The sequence below is a fragment of the Bacillus sp. FDAARGOS_527 genome, assembly GCF_003812125.1.
In the GTDB taxonomy this organism is placed as follows: Bacteria; Bacillota; Bacilli; order Bacillales; family Bacillaceae_G; genus Bacillus_A; species Bacillus_A paranthracis.
Genome location: NZ_CP033795.1, coordinates 1,219,580 through 1,235,849, shown reverse-complemented (window position 1 = coordinate 1,235,849; position 16,270 = coordinate 1,219,580). Strand labels below are relative to the sequence as shown.

At 34.8% G+C, this 16,270-nt stretch carries 19 protein-coding genes; 6 read left to right on the top strand and 13 right to left on the bottom strand.

Annotation, left to right across the window (positions count from 1 at the left end; genetic code table 11):
• Positions 1-5: 5 nt before the first annotated feature.
• The 6 genes from EGX95_RS08665 to EGX95_RS08640 form a co-directional block, all read right to left on the bottom strand.
• Positions 6-617 (bottom strand): phosphoserine phosphatase 1, encoded by a 612-nt coding sequence (locus EGX95_RS08665; RefSeq protein ID WP_000859181.1) that lies wholly within the window; start codon positions 615-617, stop codon positions 6-8.
• Between the two features lie 12 nt (positions 618-629).
• The gene (locus EGX95_RS08660) at positions 630-1,175 is read right to left on the bottom strand and encodes a short-chain dehydrogenase (protein ID WP_000543144.1); all 546 of its coding nucleotides are present in this window, start codon (positions 1,173-1,175) and stop codon (positions 630-632) included.
• Between the two features lie 14 nt (positions 1,176-1,189).
• A complete protein-coding gene (gene fosB, locus EGX95_RS08655) occupies positions 1,190-1,606 on the bottom strand; it encodes a FosBx1 family fosfomycin resistance bacillithiol transferase (protein WP_000911693.1) in 417 nt (138 codons plus the stop codon).
• A 58-nt stretch (positions 1,607-1,664) separates the two neighbouring features.
• On the bottom strand, positions 1,665-3,326 hold the full coding sequence (locus EGX95_RS08650; RefSeq protein WP_000824546.1) for a peptide ABC transporter substrate-binding protein: 1,662 nt from the start codon (positions 3,324-3,326) through the stop codon (positions 1,665-1,667).
• Positions 3,327-3,409: 83 nt separating this feature from the next.
• Positions 3,410-4,387 (bottom strand): DUF2628 domain-containing protein, encoded by a 978-nt coding sequence (locus tag EGX95_RS08645; protein WP_002081340.1) that lies wholly within the window; start codon positions 4,385-4,387, stop codon positions 3,410-3,412.
• A gap of 25 nt (positions 4,388-4,412) precedes the next feature.
• On the bottom strand, positions 4,413-4,865 hold the full coding sequence (locus tag EGX95_RS08640; RefSeq protein WP_000283890.1) for a methylated-DNA--[protein]-cysteine S-methyltransferase: 453 nt from the start codon (positions 4,863-4,865) through the stop codon (positions 4,413-4,415).
• 133 nt (positions 4,866-4,998) lie between these two features.
• On the opposite strand from EGX95_RS08640, the gene namA reads away from it, so the two are divergent.
• On the top strand, positions 4,999-6,036 hold the full coding sequence (gene namA / locus EGX95_RS08635; RefSeq protein ID WP_001107022.1) for an NADPH dehydrogenase NamA: 1,038 nt from the start codon (positions 4,999-5,001) through the stop codon (positions 6,034-6,036).
• Between the two features lie 29 nt (positions 6,037-6,065).
• On the opposite strand, the gene EGX95_RS08630 is transcribed toward namA, so the two are convergent.
• Positions 6,066-6,725 (bottom strand): oxidoreductase, encoded by a 660-nt coding sequence (locus tag EGX95_RS08630; RefSeq protein ID WP_001042754.1) that lies wholly within the window; start codon positions 6,723-6,725, stop codon positions 6,066-6,068.
• Between the two features lie 115 nt (positions 6,726-6,840).
• A complete protein-coding gene (locus EGX95_RS30290; protein ID WP_001997329.1) occupies positions 6,841-6,978 on the bottom strand; it encodes a hypothetical protein in 138 nt (45 codons plus the stop codon).
• 279 nt (positions 6,979-7,257) lie between these two features.
• Here EGX95_RS30290 and EGX95_RS08625 point away from each other — a divergent pair, with 279 nt between their 5' ends.
• Positions 7,258-8,208 (top strand): metal ABC transporter substrate-binding protein, encoded by a 951-nt coding sequence (locus EGX95_RS08625; RefSeq protein WP_001126176.1) that lies wholly within the window; start codon positions 7,258-7,260, stop codon positions 8,206-8,208.
• Between the two features lie 135 nt (positions 8,209-8,343).
• Entirely contained in the window at positions 8,344-8,814 is a 471-nt protein-coding gene (locus tag EGX95_RS08620) for a GNAT family N-acetyltransferase (RefSeq protein ID WP_000172435.1), read from the top strand.
• 96 nt (positions 8,815-8,910) lie between these two features.
• Here EGX95_RS08620 and EGX95_RS08615 read toward each other — a convergent pair whose 3' ends face one another.
• Positions 8,911-9,861 (bottom strand): CobW family GTP-binding protein, encoded by a 951-nt coding sequence (locus EGX95_RS08615; RefSeq protein ID WP_000613439.1) that lies wholly within the window; start codon positions 9,859-9,861, stop codon positions 8,911-8,913.
• Between the two features lie 165 nt (positions 9,862-10,026).
• Here EGX95_RS08615 and EGX95_RS08610 point away from each other — a divergent pair, with 165 nt between their 5' ends.
• Positions 10,027-10,929 carry an aldo/keto reductase gene (locus EGX95_RS08610; RefSeq protein WP_000442812.1) on the top strand — a complete coding sequence of 301 codons (903 nt, stop codon included), beginning with the start codon at positions 10,027-10,029 and terminating at the stop codon, positions 10,927-10,929.
• 24 nt (positions 10,930-10,953) lie between these two features.
• On the opposite strand, the gene EGX95_RS08605 is transcribed toward EGX95_RS08610, so the two are convergent.
• Positions 10,954-11,538, bottom strand: a complete 585-nt coding sequence (locus EGX95_RS08605; RefSeq protein ID WP_001068767.1) for a GNAT family N-acetyltransferase — start codon at positions 11,536-11,538, stop codon at positions 10,954-10,956.
• A 75-nt stretch (positions 11,539-11,613) separates the two neighbouring features.
• Positions 11,614-13,086 carry a flavin monoamine oxidase family protein gene (locus tag EGX95_RS08600; protein ID WP_001168144.1) on the bottom strand — a complete coding sequence of 491 codons (1,473 nt, stop codon included), beginning with the start codon at positions 13,084-13,086 and terminating at the stop codon, positions 11,614-11,616.
• A 177-nt stretch (positions 13,087-13,263) separates the two neighbouring features.
• Here EGX95_RS08600 and EGX95_RS08595 point away from each other — a divergent pair, with 177 nt between their 5' ends.
• The gene (locus EGX95_RS08595) at positions 13,264-13,455 is read left to right on the top strand and encodes a DUF3896 domain-containing protein (RefSeq protein ID WP_000805515.1); all 192 of its coding nucleotides are present in this window, start codon (positions 13,264-13,266) and stop codon (positions 13,453-13,455) included.
• A 105-nt stretch (positions 13,456-13,560) separates the two neighbouring features.
• Complete coding sequence (locus EGX95_RS08590) at positions 13,561-14,562, top strand: LLM class flavin-dependent oxidoreductase (RefSeq protein WP_000594051.1); 1,002 nt, start codon at positions 13,561-13,563, stop codon at positions 14,560-14,562.
• Positions 14,563-14,607: 45 nt separating this feature from the next.
• Here the strand turns inward: EGX95_RS08590 and EGX95_RS08585 are convergent, their stop codons facing one another.
• Both EGX95_RS08585 and EGX95_RS08580 read right to left on the bottom strand, forming a co-directional pair.
• Positions 14,608-15,552 (bottom strand): alpha/beta hydrolase, encoded by a 945-nt coding sequence (locus tag EGX95_RS08585; protein WP_000788437.1) that lies wholly within the window; start codon positions 15,550-15,552, stop codon positions 14,608-14,610.
• A 225-nt stretch (positions 15,553-15,777) separates the two neighbouring features.
• Positions 15,778-16,233, bottom strand: a complete 456-nt coding sequence (locus EGX95_RS08580) for a DUF3939 domain-containing protein (protein WP_000488187.1) — start codon at positions 16,231-16,233, stop codon at positions 15,778-15,780.
• Between the last annotated feature and the right edge of the window lie 37 nt (positions 16,234-16,270).

Here is a 16,270-nt window from a genome sequence, read left to right as displayed (position 1 = left end):
CCGCTTTATTGAAAATGACTTATATCTGCAAATTGCTTCACTTCACCTTTACCATCTTCAAATTCTATTATACTGAGACTAGCACTATGCATAAATGGATCATTCCACACATTTTCTATTTCAATACCCGCAAAATGTCCTACAAGTAATTTTGCTGCTGCCGCATGGGAGACAATTAATATACTTTCTCCTTTATGCTTTTCCAAAAGAAGCTGCATCCCCTCAATTACCCTTTTATGAACAGCCTCAAAATTTTCTCCTGATGTTGACTGAAAAAGATGTGGTTCATACCAAAATAACTGTATGTCGTCTGGGTATTGCCTTTCTATATCATCAATTGTCTGTCCTTCCCATATACCCATGCTAATTTCATAGAAATGCTCATCCGCGATTATCGGTATATCACGTTCTCCCTTTATTAACTCTGCAGTATGAAGGGTTCTTTCACTCGGACTACTATAGATCGCATGAATAGATAAATCTTTCATTCGCTCTCCTAATTGCTTAGCTTGCAGTATACCATTTTCAGTTAAAGCAGAATTTTTTCGTCCTTGCATTCGCTTCGCTACATTCCATTCCGTTTCACCATGCCTTGTTACATATACCGTTGTCTTCACTTCAATTCCCCCTTACCATGTTGGCCGTAATTCCCACGGTTCTACTCGTCCTACAATCCATTCATCACATTTACTTTCAATTCCTTTTATTACTCCATCCGATATTTCTTCATGAGTAAGCCATCTTCCGTATGTATCTTCTAATATAAAACCTAAAATTATTCTATGATAGCTACATCGCTTACCCCCTATTTTGTGTGAGGCTATTCTCGACGCTTTACTGCCTAAAATATGAAAAACGTCGTATGTTTCAGACAACAAGTCTAATTCTCTACAAATAAGTGATAACGCATCTTTTGCACTTGAGTGTATCCATGCGACAACCGATGTTATTGGGCCATTCCTCTCAATTGTGTTTTTAATAGCTAACTTTACACCGTCATCATTATGATAATCTAACGGAAGGCATGTGATACTTTCAGGTGTAGTACTCTCCCGTTTAACATTTTCTAATTTCACTTCATCTCTTCCAATAATAGAAACATGAAACCCTTGCTCACAAAGCCATATAGAAACCCTCTTTAGCATTCCTGTTCCACCAATTACTAGCGCATGCAACTTTCTTTGCCCCCTTAATAAAACGTCATATGAGGTTTACCTTCCCTATAATAATTAAGCCTGTCTTGCAATGTCCCTGAATGAAACTCAAATTTGTGGCCGTCAGGATCAACAAAATAGATAGATTCACAATCCCTTACATCACGTTCTCTTCCTTGTAAAATATGAACATCATTTTCTTCTAATCGCTGCAGTAGACGTTCAAAGTCTTTCTGTTCAACAGAAAACGCAATATGTGTATAAGATTGATGAATCTCGTTTCTTGGAATATGTATTTCTTCATTAAGCGCTATCCATACTCCACATATATTAAAATATGCAAGTTTTCTTCCTCTAACTAATAATTCTCCTTCCAATACTTTTTCGTAAAATGTAATAGAATCTTCTAAATTAGATACTGAAAAACAAAGATGATTGATTCCTTTTAACAACTCTAATTCCTCCTATACAAATAAAAGATGAGCGAAAATTCACTCATCTTTTATTATACTATTTTTTTGTAATATATGCCCATTTATAACTGAAGTCCCCACCAAACGTATGATTTGCAATACCTTTTACGTATGGTTTCTCTAAGTATGCGGTACTTTGTTGGTACGTAGGAGAAATGGCAGCATCTTGACCAATTAAGATTTTTTCCGCTTCTGCAAGTGCATTCCAGCGTGCTTTATCATCTTTTAATAGTTCTCCTTTTGATTTCGCTACTAACTCATCATACTTCGGATTAGAATAGTCCATTTCATTAAATGAGCTTCCAGTAACAAACATATCAATATAAGTCATTGGATCTGGATAATCTGGACTCCATGCAGATAACGAAAATTCATATTCAAATTTCTTTTCTAAATCCAACTTCTGCTTATATGGCTGTTGTTTTAAATTCACTTTAATACCAGGTAAATTTTTCTCTAACTCTTCTTTAATAAAGTCTCCTACTTTTTTACGACTACCGTTATCATCATTTAGTAATTCGACTGTAATTGTATCTTGGCCAAGTTCTTTCTTTGCTTCTTCCCATAATTTTTTCGCTTTTGCTGCATTATCTTTACTGTCACGGAAATTTTTATTTACAGTACGGAAATCTTTGCCATCAGGTCCTGTCGTAAATTTTTCAGGTACTAAGAAATATGCTGGCAATGATCCGTCATTTAAAATAACATTTGCAATTCCTTTTTTATCATATGCTAGATCAATTGCTTCACGAACCTTTTGGTTTTTAAACGTTGCATTTTTTTGGTTAAATCGTAAGAAATACATACGCGGATCTAACTTCGTTTTGAATTCATCTGGCTTATTCTTTTTATATTTATCAACAAATTCAGAAGTTAAAATAACACGGTCCGCTTGATCACTATCATATAAATTTACTCCTGTGCTTGTTTCCTTCACAATATTCACATTAATTTCTTCTAACTTCACAGTATCTTTATCCCAATAATTAGGATTTTTCTTTAACTGATAACTTCTTTCATGTTTCCATTCACTCATCGTAAACGGTCCATTATATAATAATTTATCTGCTTCTAATCCGTATTTATCTCCTTGTTCTTTCACATATTTTTCATTTAAAGGGAAGAATGTTGGGAATGAAGTAAGCTCAAGAAAATATGGTGCTGGTTGTTCTAATTCTACTACTAACGTTTTATCATCCTTCGCTTTCACTCCTAATTGATCTAACGGTAACTCTCCTTTATTTACTTTCTGTGCATTTTTCACATCAAATAAAATAAATGCATACTCAGCTGCCGTTGCTTTATCTAATGTACGTTGCCATGCATATACAAAATCTTGCGCTCGAACTGGATCACCATTTGACCATTTTGCATCACGTAATTCAAATGTATATGTCTTTTTATCTTCACTAATTTTCACGTCTTTTGCCATACCTGGAGTTGGTTTATTATCCTTATCTAAACGATATAATCCTTCCATTGCATTTACAAAGGCACGGAATGATACAGAGTCTGTTGATTTTGACGTATCCATTGAAGGAATTTCTGCTGTTTCTAGTAAGTTTAATACTTGCTTATCCGCTGCTCCCTTACCTGCTTCTTTCTTCGTTGTAGATGCCTTCTCCCCATTTCCGCAACCTGCAACTAATACACTAGTCGATAATGCAACTGCAGCAATCGTTGTTACCTTTCTCTTCATTGTTCCTTCCCCCAATCTATATGTATAAATGAAAGCCAGTATAATACATATTATTATACAAAAGATTCATATTATTTCAAATATTATTTTCGTATATACAAAAAAAGAAGCGGATAGAGAGCTCTACTATCCACTTCTTTTACTTGTAATCCATCCTCTATGTCAAATGGATTTTGAACTTTAAATATTTCGTCCATTATCTTTAAAAATTCTTCCTCATTTTTAGATTCGCCATTAATCATAAGTGAGTACGGCTCAACCTCACCCAATTTATAATCAACAATAAATTGGATCGTAACCTTTTTCTTCGACATATCCGGACTATCCCCTTGGAATTCTACCAATTCTAATCCTTCCGTGCCACGATAATATGCCCAACCCGGATTTCTAAAATAATTTTCAAACGATTCACCAATGGAAAAGAACGGATATTCATATAGCGAGCTTGTACGAACTTTTTGAATAATATCTCGATCAGTCGGGAAAAAGAAATGGCTAAAAAAAATACTAGCAACCGCTAAAATCGTAACGATTGTTGCTCCCATTTTACTCGTCCCCCCCCTATCACGAATAAGGTACTTTTCAACCGATTCATCTTGAATTTCTCTTGCTTTTATTCGATATATACGCCTTTCTGCAAATTGATAATATAATCCATTCGCAAAAATCGCCATTCCAAATAAAATAAAAACGAGTAATAGAAACGTAAGAGGCACCATATTAATGATCGGCAATGCTACGTTGAAGCCCATATAATAAGAAAACGCATCACACGCTAATAATAACACTACAAATAAAGCTGCAGGTAAATAATACTTACGATATCCGAGCCAACCTACATTGAAAATAGCTGCCCAACCATTCCAGCTCCACCTAGCAATCCGCTTTTCTTCAAGCTCCCATTTCCTTTTGTAATACGGATATTGTCTCCCTACATATACTTCTAATTCCTTGTCTATTAGCGAACTTCCTTCACTCTGTTCAGTATGCAAAGTCCGCTGGCAACTTTCACAATTCAGCTGATTTCCCTCGCAAAGTTGCCCACAATTTATACATTTCAAAACAATCCCTCTTCCCATCCATACGTCATTTCAAAATACCTTCATGTTTTAATAACCACTCTTTCCTCCATAAACCGCCCGCATACCCAACAAGTTTCCCGCTCTTTCCTATTACACGATGACACGGAACGATTATTGAAATCGGATTGCGACTATTTGCTCCTCCTATTGCTCGTACAGCTTTCGTATTTCCGACTTTCTCTGCAATATCTAAATATGAAGCACTTACGCCATAAGGAATCGTATAGAGCGCATCCCATACATTTTTTTGAAATGCTGTTCCCTCAGGAGACAACGGGACTGCGAACTCTTTTCTATTCCCCTTAAAATATTCATCGAGCTCATTTATACATTGATCTATCATTTCATTTTTATGTTCTTCTTGTCTCTCATCAACAAATATAACAGACGTAATTCCTTTATCGTTCGCTGTAATTTCTAGCAAGCCTAATTCACTTTCATAATAAGCTTGGTACATATGTCATCCTCCAATTCAATTCATATTCATTATTGTAACACGAATAGACAAAATTTTTCGTATAAGCGTTTTATTCGAGAAACAAAAACGAGAATGATACAATGTAAGAAAATTCAATCTAGGAGGCTATTGGATGAATTACAAACTTTTTTCACCTTATACAATTAAAGACGTTACATTAAAAAACCGGATTGTTATGTCACCTATGTGCATGTATTCATCGAAAAACGAGGATGGCCAAATAACGAATTTCCATCTTATTCATTATGGAACAAGAGCTGCTGGTCAAGTTGGTTTAGTTATGATTGAAGCAACAGCCGTGTTACCTGAAGGTCGAATTTCAAATAAAGACTTAGGCATTTGGGATGACAGTTTAATTGAAGGCTTACATAAAGCGACAACTTTTATACACGATAATGGTGCAAAAGCTGCCATTCAACTCGCTCATGCTGGAAGAAAAGCAGAATTAGAAACAGATGCGTTAGCTCCTTCAGCCATTCCATTTAATGAAACAATGAAAATGCCAATAGAAATGAGCAAACACCAAATTAAAGATACTGTATTAGCTTTTCAGCAAGCTGCAGTACGATCCAAACAAGCTGGATTTGACGTTATTGAAATACACGGTGCTCACGGTTATCTTATTAATGAATTTCTTTCTCCACTTACCAATAAGCGGACTGATGAATATGGTGGTTCACCTGAAAATCGATATCGTTTCTTACGCGAAATCATTGAATCGATAAATGAAGTTTGGAACGGACCGCTATTTGTTCGTATTTCAGCAAATGATTATCATCCTGACGGGTTAACAGTTCAAGATTATGTACAATATACAAAATGGATGAAAGAACAAGGAGTAGATTTAATCGATTGTAGCTCTGGGGCTGTTGTACCTGCGCGCATCGATGTTTACCCTGGGTATCAAGTACAATATGCTAAACATATTAAAGAGCATGCTAACATTGCAACTGGTGCAGTTGGATTGATTACGACCGGGGCACAAGCAGAGCAAATTTTAAATAATAACGAAGCAGATTTAATTTTTATCGGACGTGAGTTACTTCGCAATCCTTACTTCTCAAGAATAGCCGCCAATGAACTTGGCTTTGAATTAGAAGAACCGTATCAATACGAGCGAGCGCCTGGGAAAATCAGTACAAATAAATAAAACCGAGAAGCTCTTCTTCTCGGTTTTATTTATTCTATCGTTGTAATTTCATTCGAATTATAAATGTGGATACCTGATTCTTCTCGCAATGCAGTTATATACATCCCTTTTGCCACATCTTTAGCGGAAATTGGTTTATACTTTTTGAAGGCTCCTTTAAATATAAAAGGAATCATACGAGATAATTTTTCCGCCATTCTTTCACCAAAGCGAAATTCTTGTCGATTTCCTACTAATAAAGATGGCCTAAAAATGTGAATACCACCAATTACTAACTTTTGCAATTCCTCTTCCATTCTTCCTTTCACTTGTGAATAAAAGAAAAACGATTTAGGATTCGCTCCCATTGAGGACACAACAAGGAAATTTTGCACCCCTTGTTTTTCAGCTAAACAAGCCGCTCGTAACGTATATTCATAATCTACCTTTTTGAAATTAGCTTTCGTTTTTGCTTTTTTGATTGTTGTTCCTAGACAACTAAATACGTCATCTACAGCAAAGAACTCTTTATATTCCTCTAATGCCAAATAATCTACTTGCTTTTGCTGTAACTTTTCATGTTGCCATTGCATTGGTTCTCTTACAAAAATAGTAACCGAATCGTAGTAATCTGATTCAAGTAATAGACGCGTTATCTCTTGCCCAACTAAACCACTTGCACCAAGCACTAACGCTGTTCGCTTATTCATATATGCATATACCTCTTATTTTACTTTTCTCTCCTTTAGTAACATACAACTTTTAGGAGTTTCCTTCTCTCATTTTACCACAAGTAAAGCACTATGCGTACGCATAGTGCTTTACTCACTCTTTTTTCTCATCTTTCTCTCGTAATTTTGTTACGGTTGATGCATCTCCTAAATTACTTATTAATCTTCTTAAAAAAATTAAGACTACGGCTAATGGTAATACTACCGCTAATATCAATAAAATAGCTTCCATTAAGTAACCCAAACACTCAGCCCCCTCTACACCCTCCTTTCATATATATGAACACAGCGTTGTCACATATGCATGTATTCGCAAAAATAACACACCTATATTTGACAACTTTATAACAAAATCAAATCGGAATGATTATTATTTATTGCAACTTTATAAAAGATGTATTATACTAAGTTCGCAAACTAAAACGTAATTATTCCGTTTTGTATTAAAATGATATGTTTCTTCTATAATTGGGGAAAATATATCCGTAAAAAAAGAAAAGAGGAGAACTTCATGCCTAAAAGATTGACTATATTTTCATTCTTACTTATTTTCACTTTAATTTTTACTGGCTGCTCAAATACAAAAGAAGGTAATGCCAAGAAAGAAGGAAAGCTAACTGTTTATACAACTATTTTTCCTCTTGCAGATTTCGCAAAAAAAATTGGTGGCGACTATGTAACTGTTGAAGCAATTTATCCGCCTGGTGCCGATTCTCATACATTTGAGCCAAGTCAGAAACAAACAGTACAAGTTGCAAAAGCCGATTTATTCGTTTATAACGGTGCTGAATTAGAACCATTTGCTGAAAAAATGGAAAAAACATTACAAAAAGAAAACGTTAAAATTGTAAATGCATCAAAAGGTATTGAACTGCGTACTTCTACTGAAGAAGAGCATCATGATCACGGAGACGGCCATAAAGAGGATGAACATCATCACGATAAAGACCCACACATTTGGTTAGACCCTACTCTAGCAATGAAACAAGCAGAAAAAATTAAAAATGCACTTGTAGCACTACAACCTGACCATAAACAAGAGTTCGAAAAAAACTTTGCAGCACTTCAAACAAAATTTACTGATTTAGATGATCAATTTAAAGCAGCAGTTGCGAATGCAAAAACGAAAGATATTTTAGTTTCTCATGCGGCTTATGGGTACTGGGAACAACGCTATGGCCTGAAACAAATTGCTATCGCCGGTATTTCAGCTTCTGATGAACCATCTCAAAAACAACTTGCTGACATTACAAAAACAGTAAAAGAACATAATCTAAAATATATTTTATTTGAAACATTTTCTACTCCAAAAGTAGCATCCGTTATTCAAAAAGAAACAGGTACAAAGATTTTACGCTTAAATCACTTAGCTACTATTTCTGAAGACGATGCGAAAAATAATAAAGATTACTTCACTTTAATGGAAGAAAACGTAAACACATTGAAAGAAGCTACTAACTAACCAACTTTTGATAAGAAGCTGAATACGACATTCAGCTTCTTTTTTATGTGTTTCTGCTTGACTTGACCAAAATAACAAGTAAAATTATCCATATTAGCTTTTAAGCTATATTAATTTAGAAGGTGAGTTGGAATTATGACTCTTCACATTTGTGAAGTAACAGAAAAAAATTGGCGTTCGGTATCTGCTTTAAACGTCGCAAAAGACCAGCAGCAATTTATTGAAAGCAATGCATTTTCTTTAGCAGAATCATTATATGAGGGGAACGGAACGTCAGTAGGTTTATATGATGGAGAAACACTTGTAGGATATGCAATGTATGGATGGTATTGTGAAAAACGTAAAAGCATATGGTTAGACCGCTTTATGATTGACCAACAATATCAAGGAAAAGGATACGCAAAACGTTTCCTTCGCTTGCTTATTCAATTCTTACAAAATAAATTTGAATGTAAAACAATTTATTTAAGTTTACACCCAGACAACAAACTTGCAATGGGATTATATGAGTCATTTGGCTTCCGTTTAAATGGCGATATTGATGATGAAGGTCCTGTTGTAGGTGTTGTAATGGAGTTACTTTTAGATGAACATACAAACCTGTGAAAACAGGTTTTTTTAGTCCTTCGTTTTTGGCAATCTAGTATTTTTCTACAAAACACTTAGTTAAGTCCAAAAAATAAGCCTGCAATAAACGCAGACTTATTTCACACACTCCTCGAAATGTGCTTGGAACCATTCTTTATTAATATCTTTTCCGATAAAAACAACTTCACTTACTCGATCTTCGCCCTCTTGCCACTCTCTATCATACGAAGCAGCAAATAACGTATGTACGCCTTGGAAAACGATACGTTTATCCACTCCATCAATCGATAAAATTCCTTTGTAGCGATATAAATATTCTCCTAGTTCTTGAACGACAGCTGACATCCACTCATTTAGTTTTTGTAAATCTAACGGACGCTCTTCGCGTAGTACAAACGATTTTACACCTTCTAAATGATTATGCTCTGTATGAGGATAAATTTGTAACGTATCTTTCGTTTTAAACGTTTGAATTTGTAGTAACGATGGAATATCCACATCACAATTAGTCGACTGAATTAACTTTGCAGTCGGGTTTATTCCTTGCAATTCATGTAAGAGATTTTCTTTTTCACTCTCTTCAATTAAATCTAACTTATTCACTAATACAACATCAGCAAATGCAATTTGTTCTTTTGCTTCTAGCCCTTTTTCAAAATGTTTATGTATATGATAACTATCTACTACTGTTACAACACCATTAATTTGGTATGCAGATTGAATAACAGGATCTAAAAAGAATGTTTGAATAATAGGACCTGGATTTGCAAGACCCGTCGTTTCAATTACTAATCCATCAAAGTCCATTTTCCCTTCTGCTTTTACGTCCAGTAATTGTTTTAACGCAACGAGTAAATCCTCACGTACAGTACAGCATAAACAGCCGTTTGTCATTTCCATAATTTCTTCTTCAACATTCATAATCAACTGATTATCAATACCAATTTGCCCGATTTCATTTACGATCACCGCCAATTTCTGACCGTGATTCTCTGATAAAATGCGATTTAATAATGTCGTTTTCCCTGATCCAAGAAAACCAGTTAATATTGTTACTGGAATCATTTTGTACCTCTCCTTATAGCTATATGTTTCTACATTATAGCATATAGAAAAAATCGTTTTTGTAGCAAAACATATTTATTGTATGTACGACACTGTAACTATATAATAATATGTAGCAAGAAAGCCTTTTCAAAATATTATTCATTCATCAAGGGGGCACTTATAATGGAACGAGTTCAAATGGCCGAAACACTCGAATTTTCTCGTATGATTCAAGGTTTTTGGCGTTTAGCAGAATGGAATATGACAAAACAAGAATTACTTTCTTTCATTGAAGATTGTATGGATATGGGAATTACTACTTTTGATCATGCTGATATTTATGGCGGTTATACGTGTGAAGGACTGTTCGGAGAGGCATTACAACTAAAGCCTTCCTTACGTGAAAACATGCAAATCATCACAAAATGTGGAATCGCTCCCCCATCACCGAAATTTCCAGAGCGTTATGTTGCTCACTACAACACTAGTGCAAAACATATTATTCAAAGTGCAGAAGCTTCACTTAAAAATTTACATACAGATTATATTGACGTATTACTTATCCATCGTCCTGATCCTTTCATGGATCCAAATGAAGTGGCAGAAGCGTTCTCACGCTTAAGACAAGAAGGAAAAGTTCGTCATTTCGGTGTATCTAACTTTTTACCTTCCCAATTCAATATGTTAAGTTCATACTTAGATTTCCCGCTTATTACGAACCAAATTGAAGTATCAGCTCTGCAGCTTGAGCATTTTGAAAAGGGAACAATTGATTTATGTCAGGAAAAACGAATCAATCCAATGATTTGGTCACCTCTTGCTGGCGGAGAAATCTTTACTGGTCAATCAGAACGTGCTGTACGTGTACGTGAAACTGCGCAAAAAGTTGCTACTGAGCTAGGTGTTTCTAGTATCGATACGGTTATGTATGCTTGGTTACTTGCACATCCAGCTAAAATGTTGCCAATCATCGGCTCTGGTAAATTAGATCGTGTTAAAACAGCCGCTCTTGCTACAAAAGTTAACTTAGACCGTCAACAATGGTTTACAATTTTCGAAAGCTCTAACGGACATCCTGTACCATAATACACAAAAAGAAGAGCCGTTTCTCTACAGCTCTTCTTTTTCATATGTATTTCTAGTCATCGCAAATACACACATATCCCTTAATCCATTTCCATCTACTGCAACACTCGCACTTTCTAAAACACCCTCTAATTTAAAACCTAATTTCTCAGGGATCGCTCTACTTTTCTTATTTAAAGAATCACAACGAATTTCTACGCGGTTTGCTTTCAGTTCAGAAAAAGCATAATCTGTTATCCCCTTTGCAGCCTCAACCATATAGCCCTTTCCACTAAACCTCGAATCAATCCAATACCCGATTTCAAATTGGGGTATATCCCAATTAATGCGATGCAATCCGCTAGATGCGATAAACTCGCCTGTTTCTTTCGAAAATACTAGTAACCTTAAATCCTCACGCTGTAAAAATTGAATATGCGATTTTCTAATGCTCACTTCTACTTCTTCCTCTGTTTGCTCTTTTTGCGCAAAAACCATCCATGGTTTTAATTCTTTCATAGAAGCTTGAATGGCATCGTATACAACTTTACCATCACCTGGTTTCGGCATTCGAATCAATAACCTTTCAGTATAAAATTCAGAAGGAAAATCGAATAATAACGGATTCACTGTAAACACTCCCTATAATTCTTTTATATATAATAATATCCATCTCAAACTATACAGTAAAGAAATTTCTGAATTTTATACATTTAATTCATTTACATCTACCGCAACACGAACGCCAGATTCAATTGCCCCTTGTATCCATCCGTGATATAACGTTGTATGGTCTCCAGCAAAGAATATTCTTCCCTCTGGTTTGACAATCGCTGGTTGCAACTCTGATTCTTGACCGGCCTGAAATAGAGCAAACCCTCCAAGTGCATATGGATCCAACGTCCAACTTTTTGATATACCAGATAAGAATTCATCATATACTTGGCCACCTAATATCGTTGCTAAGTTTTGTAATGTGTAATAAATACGGTCACCCTTTGATAAGCCATCCCATAACAACGCATCATAAGACCATGTATAGCTTCCTAGCATCATAGCTGGTCCCTTCTCTCCAATTCCATAGCTTGGATAATAGGCGTAACGAATTGGCAAATCTGTTATAATTCTGCCACCTAACTGTCCTTGTTCTTCCCAAAATCGACTTTTAAATTGAATTCCTATTTTTGTCGCTGGCATATAATGCAATTCACGAATTGCTTTCCATTTCTCATGAGATATAGAATCAAATGGATCTACTTCTACAAACCGCATTGTCGAAAACGGAATGGTAACAATAACTAAGTCCCCTGTAATACTACTATATTCAAACGTTTCTTCGTTTCGATAGAAAGCTGTCACACCATTATCATGCTGATGTAGCTTCATTAATTTTTGATTATATATAATATCTTCCTCTAATTGTGGTAAAAAAGATTTTGGCAATCTATCATTACCGCCTATTATTTCACAAAATCCGCTCTCCTCTTGCATAATGTATAAAAAACGTAATGTCTCAACGAATGACCTTTCTAAAAAACCTTCTAAATCCAACAAAACGCCAATCATCTCAATTGTTACTGGTGAAAAGTAAGTATTATATTGATAAGGGTGATACTTTAAAAATTGTCCTGTAGAGTATCTGCCAAAATCATTTACTACAACATCCCAATTTTTCTCTGGGTTCTTTTTAATAAAATTTATAATAGGCTGTACCGCTAACAATAATAGCTCCTCAGACGTTTTCCCAACTTCATTCATTTCCACAGGATACTTTAATATACTTGGCTCTTTTTCATATTGTTTTAATGTCGTTTTTCGGCCGTTTACGTAAATAATATCAGTCTCATTCCTATTAATAAAAGGGCTTACCTGTAGCCCAAATTTTCTTATATATGCCATCGTTAATGTATGCGAATACGGAATTCTCATCGCCCCTACATCCAAATATAAACCGGTATCTTCCATTCTAACTGTCTCTATGCGGCCACCTACCCGGTTGTTTGCCTCAAAAATCTTCACTTCATGTCCCGCAGCTTTTAATAAAGATGCCGAAACTAATCCAGCCATGCCAGCCCCTACTACAATAATTTGCTTCGGACTCGTCGTCTTCTTTAATCCTTTATTTATAATTTTTAACGTTTCATCCATCTCCGTGTTATACATTATATCTTTCTGCACAATTCCACCCCTTACTTCATCAAATGGGCATTAGTCGTTTAGTGCATTTTATTCATAAATTTCCATAAACATAACAACAGAGCAAGTTGAATATTCACTGAAAATACATAAGAGATCGCTCTCACATCTCTTCACGCTTCGTATAATATAGCAACAGCAAATAAGGAGTGGTTAAAAATGAAACCAACTTACGACTACAATGCTACAAAAAAGTATTTAGAAGAAAAGAAACAACAGCTATGCAACAAACTTAGTAATATGCATCTATCTAAAAAAGAGCGTGAACAAATAAAACTTGAGATTGATAACTACGAATATATTTTAAATGTAGTCGAAATGAATCATTATGAACGAGGATTTTCACATTAAAAGTGGATATATAATTTATCCATTTTTTATTTTGAGCATTTCATTACGCATTTTTTGTAAGTAAATATATAATAGGATGTACATTAAGATTGAGAGGTATATTCTATGATCAAATTAAGTGTATTAGACCAATCCCCTATTTCAGATGGTAGTACGGCAGCCCAAGCTTTTTCACATACAGTTACGCTTGCGCAAGAAGTTGAAAAACTCGGATATACACGCTTTTGGGTATCAGAGCATCACAATTCTGTAAGCCTTGCTGGTTCAAGTCCAGAAATACTTATTTCTCATATTGCAGCAAAAACGGAGCGTATGAGAGTTGGTTCAGGTGGTGTTATGTTACCTCACTATAGCCCTTATAAAGTTGCTGAGAATTTCCGCGTTTTAGAAGCGCTTTATCCAAATCGTATTGACCTTGGTGTCGGCAGAGCACCTGGTGGTATGCCCATTGCAACTCGCGCACTTCAAGAAGGAAAAATGGTCTCACTTGATCAATATCCAGAGCAAATTGCAGATGTTGCAATGTACTTACATGATCAAGTACCAGAAAACCATCATTATGCAAATTTAAAGGCTACTCCTGTAATTCCCACATCTCCTGACATGTGGTTGCTTGGCTCTAGCGGAGAGAGTGCAAAGATTGCCGCACAACAAGGTGCTTCCTTTGCATTCGCACAGTTCATAAACGGATACGGTGGACCCGAGGTAATGGAGGCCTATAAAAAACAATTCCAACCTTCCTATTTAGGAGATAAACCAAAATCAATCGTAGCTATTTTTGTTATTTGCGGAGAAACAAATGAAGAGGCGGAAAAAATTGCTTCTAGTTTAGATTTATCAATCTTATTACTAGAACAAGGAAAGCGTACAACTGGTACTCCTTCTATCGAAACTGCTCAAAATTATTCATATAGCACGTATGATTTATTCCGTATAAAAGAAAATCGTCAACGTATGATAGTAGGCGATCCGTCTTCTGTAAAAGAAAAAATCATAAACTTAAGCAAAGCGTACAATACTGAAGAATTTATGATTGTCACTATTACTCATCGATTTGAAGATAAATTGAATTCTTATCGCTTATTGGCAAATGCTTTTAATTTATAATTTTAAAAAGGAGATACATCACATATGATGCATCTCCTTTTCTTACTACTTATTGTTTTCATTCCCTATATATTCAATAGCTTCTTTCAATACCTCTTCAAAGTGAATAGGATAATCATGATTTAAGTTAGGTATAATTTTATACTTATGTTCTATATTCTTATCTCTTAATAATTGTACAAATTGCTGTGTGCATTCGAAACAATCTTCATCTTGATCACCGCAGACTATATATCCCTTTATATGTTTATCCTGTAGTACTCCCAGCAACTCATTCCATTCTTCAACCTCTGGAAGCCACGGTGCCATAAAAATAAACCCATCCACAGCTATATCTTTTTGTAAAATTGTATATAGAGCTACTCTTGCTCCAGCAGAAAAACCGCCAATTATTACATGTTCTACTGTACGGTTCTCTATAAGCTTATCGTAATGCTCTTTTAATTCTTCTTTCCCTCTATGTAAATCATCCCATACAAACCCATCTGAAAACTGGATTTTCGAAGACTGTGGTAAAGCTAACGTATAATTTTGTACCAAAACAGATTTCCAATATGGTTCTATTATTCCTATATTTTCTTGATCACCGTGCATTGCAATAAATAGTTTTTCTTTTTTCTTACTTTCTATATATTTCACATCTGCTCGTTCTGTTTTCTTTGCTAACTCTTCTCTTTCTTTACATAATTGAACCATTTGATGAAACCCTTCAAATTTATGTAGTGGTTTTAAATCATCGTCCGAAATTAAATACTCATATCCATACCAAAAACCTTTTTCTATAATAGCTTCCTTCATTAAATGCAACGCTTCTTCTTCAAGTCCTGCTGCACTCGCTAATGCATATTTAAAATTATATATTTGAGCCTCATTCCCTACTATACCTTTAGCATGCTCCATTATATAAGTGTACGCTTCTAAACTTCCTTTACTTGCATAGCAATGTAACGTTTCATTTAATAATTGAATGTAAGTCATACCATTTTTCATACATCTACTCCCCCGTAACCTGTTATAATATTTATGTCTCAAACCTTTATATCATTCTGTAATCGTTATATAACTCAAGCTAACAATAACTTTATTCTTAAAATGATACTCAATTATTACTCCTCTTTACCCAATAAATTTAGTATAAAGTTAAATAGACTGAAAAATGAATATTTTTACAACCAAAAAAAGACAACAATATATTTATTGTTGTTCTCAATACATCTACCCACTCTTTTGTTTTTTTCTATCTGGTTTACTTGAAACTAAATAATGTTTTTCTGAAATATATAAGTCTCTTTTTAATATACGATCTAAGTAAGGTCCTAGTTTCATTCCGCATATGAGGCGATCTTCACTACCTTCTACAATTGGAAACATTTCTTTTTCTGTTACATACTGATCTACTGCCTTTTGTACAATATCAATTTCTTTCACTAGGTTTAAGTTTTCTTCTGTATGTTCAAATACCTCAAGCGTTTCCTTCGTAATAAGAAAATGGTTTGTTGGAAATGCAGGTAAATACGGCTTTAACAAATCATAATTCACTGTATAATCATCATTTACTAATACTGTATAAACGATATTAGCATTCTTTTCTAGAAACTTGGCCATCGCTTGTTCCAATTCATCTTTCGTAATTTCACGCTCTTCTTTTCCAGTTTTGAAAAAGCGAAACATCGCATCGCCTCCTTTTTACTATATTATAGCATAAAAG

What these genes read in the sequence shown, in the direction of transcription:
- EGX95_RS08650 (WP_000824546.1), bottom strand. Translation starts at nt 3,326, where the DNA reads ATGAAGAGAAAGGTAACAACGATTGCTGCAGTTGCATTATCGACTAGT.
- EGX95_RS08640 (WP_000283890.1), bottom strand. Translation starts at nt 4,865, where the DNA reads ATGTACCAAGCTTATTATGAAAGTGAATTAGGCTTGCTAGAAATTACA.
- namA (WP_001107022.1), top strand. Translation starts at nt 4,999, where the DNA reads ATGAATTACAAACTTTTTTCACCTTATACAATTAAAGACGTTACATTA.
- EGX95_RS08630 (WP_001042754.1), bottom strand. Translation starts at nt 6,725, where the DNA reads ATGAATAAGCGAACAGCGTTAGTGCTTGGTGCAAGTGGTTTAGTTGGG.
- EGX95_RS30290 (WP_001997329.1), bottom strand. Translation starts at nt 6,978, where the DNA reads ATGGAAGCTATTTTATTGATATTAGCGGTAGTATTACCATTAGCCGTA.
- EGX95_RS08625 (WP_001126176.1), top strand. Translation starts at nt 7,258, where the DNA reads ATGCCTAAAAGATTGACTATATTTTCATTCTTACTTATTTTCACTTTA.
- EGX95_RS08620 (WP_000172435.1), top strand. Translation starts at nt 8,344, where the DNA reads ATGACTCTTCACATTTGTGAAGTAACAGAAAAAAATTGGCGTTCGGTA.
- EGX95_RS08615 (WP_000613439.1), bottom strand. Translation starts at nt 9,861, where the DNA reads ATGATTCCAGTAACAATATTAACTGGTTTTCTTGGATCAGGGAAAACG.
- EGX95_RS08610 (WP_000442812.1), top strand. Translation starts at nt 10,027, where the DNA reads ATGGAACGAGTTCAAATGGCCGAAACACTCGAATTTTCTCGTATGATT.
- EGX95_RS08595 (WP_000805515.1), top strand. Translation starts at nt 13,264, where the DNA reads ATGAAACCAACTTACGACTACAATGCTACAAAAAAGTATTTAGAAGAA.
- EGX95_RS08590 (WP_000594051.1), top strand. Translation starts at nt 13,561, where the DNA reads ATGATCAAATTAAGTGTATTAGACCAATCCCCTATTTCAGATGGTAGT.
- EGX95_RS08585 (WP_000788437.1), bottom strand. Translation starts at nt 15,552, where the DNA reads ATGAAAAATGGTATGACTTACATTCAATTATTAAATGAAACGTTACAT.
- EGX95_RS08580 (WP_000488187.1), bottom strand. Translation starts at nt 16,233, where the DNA reads ATGTTTCGCTTTTTCAAAACTGGAAAAGAAGAGCGTGAAATTACGAAA.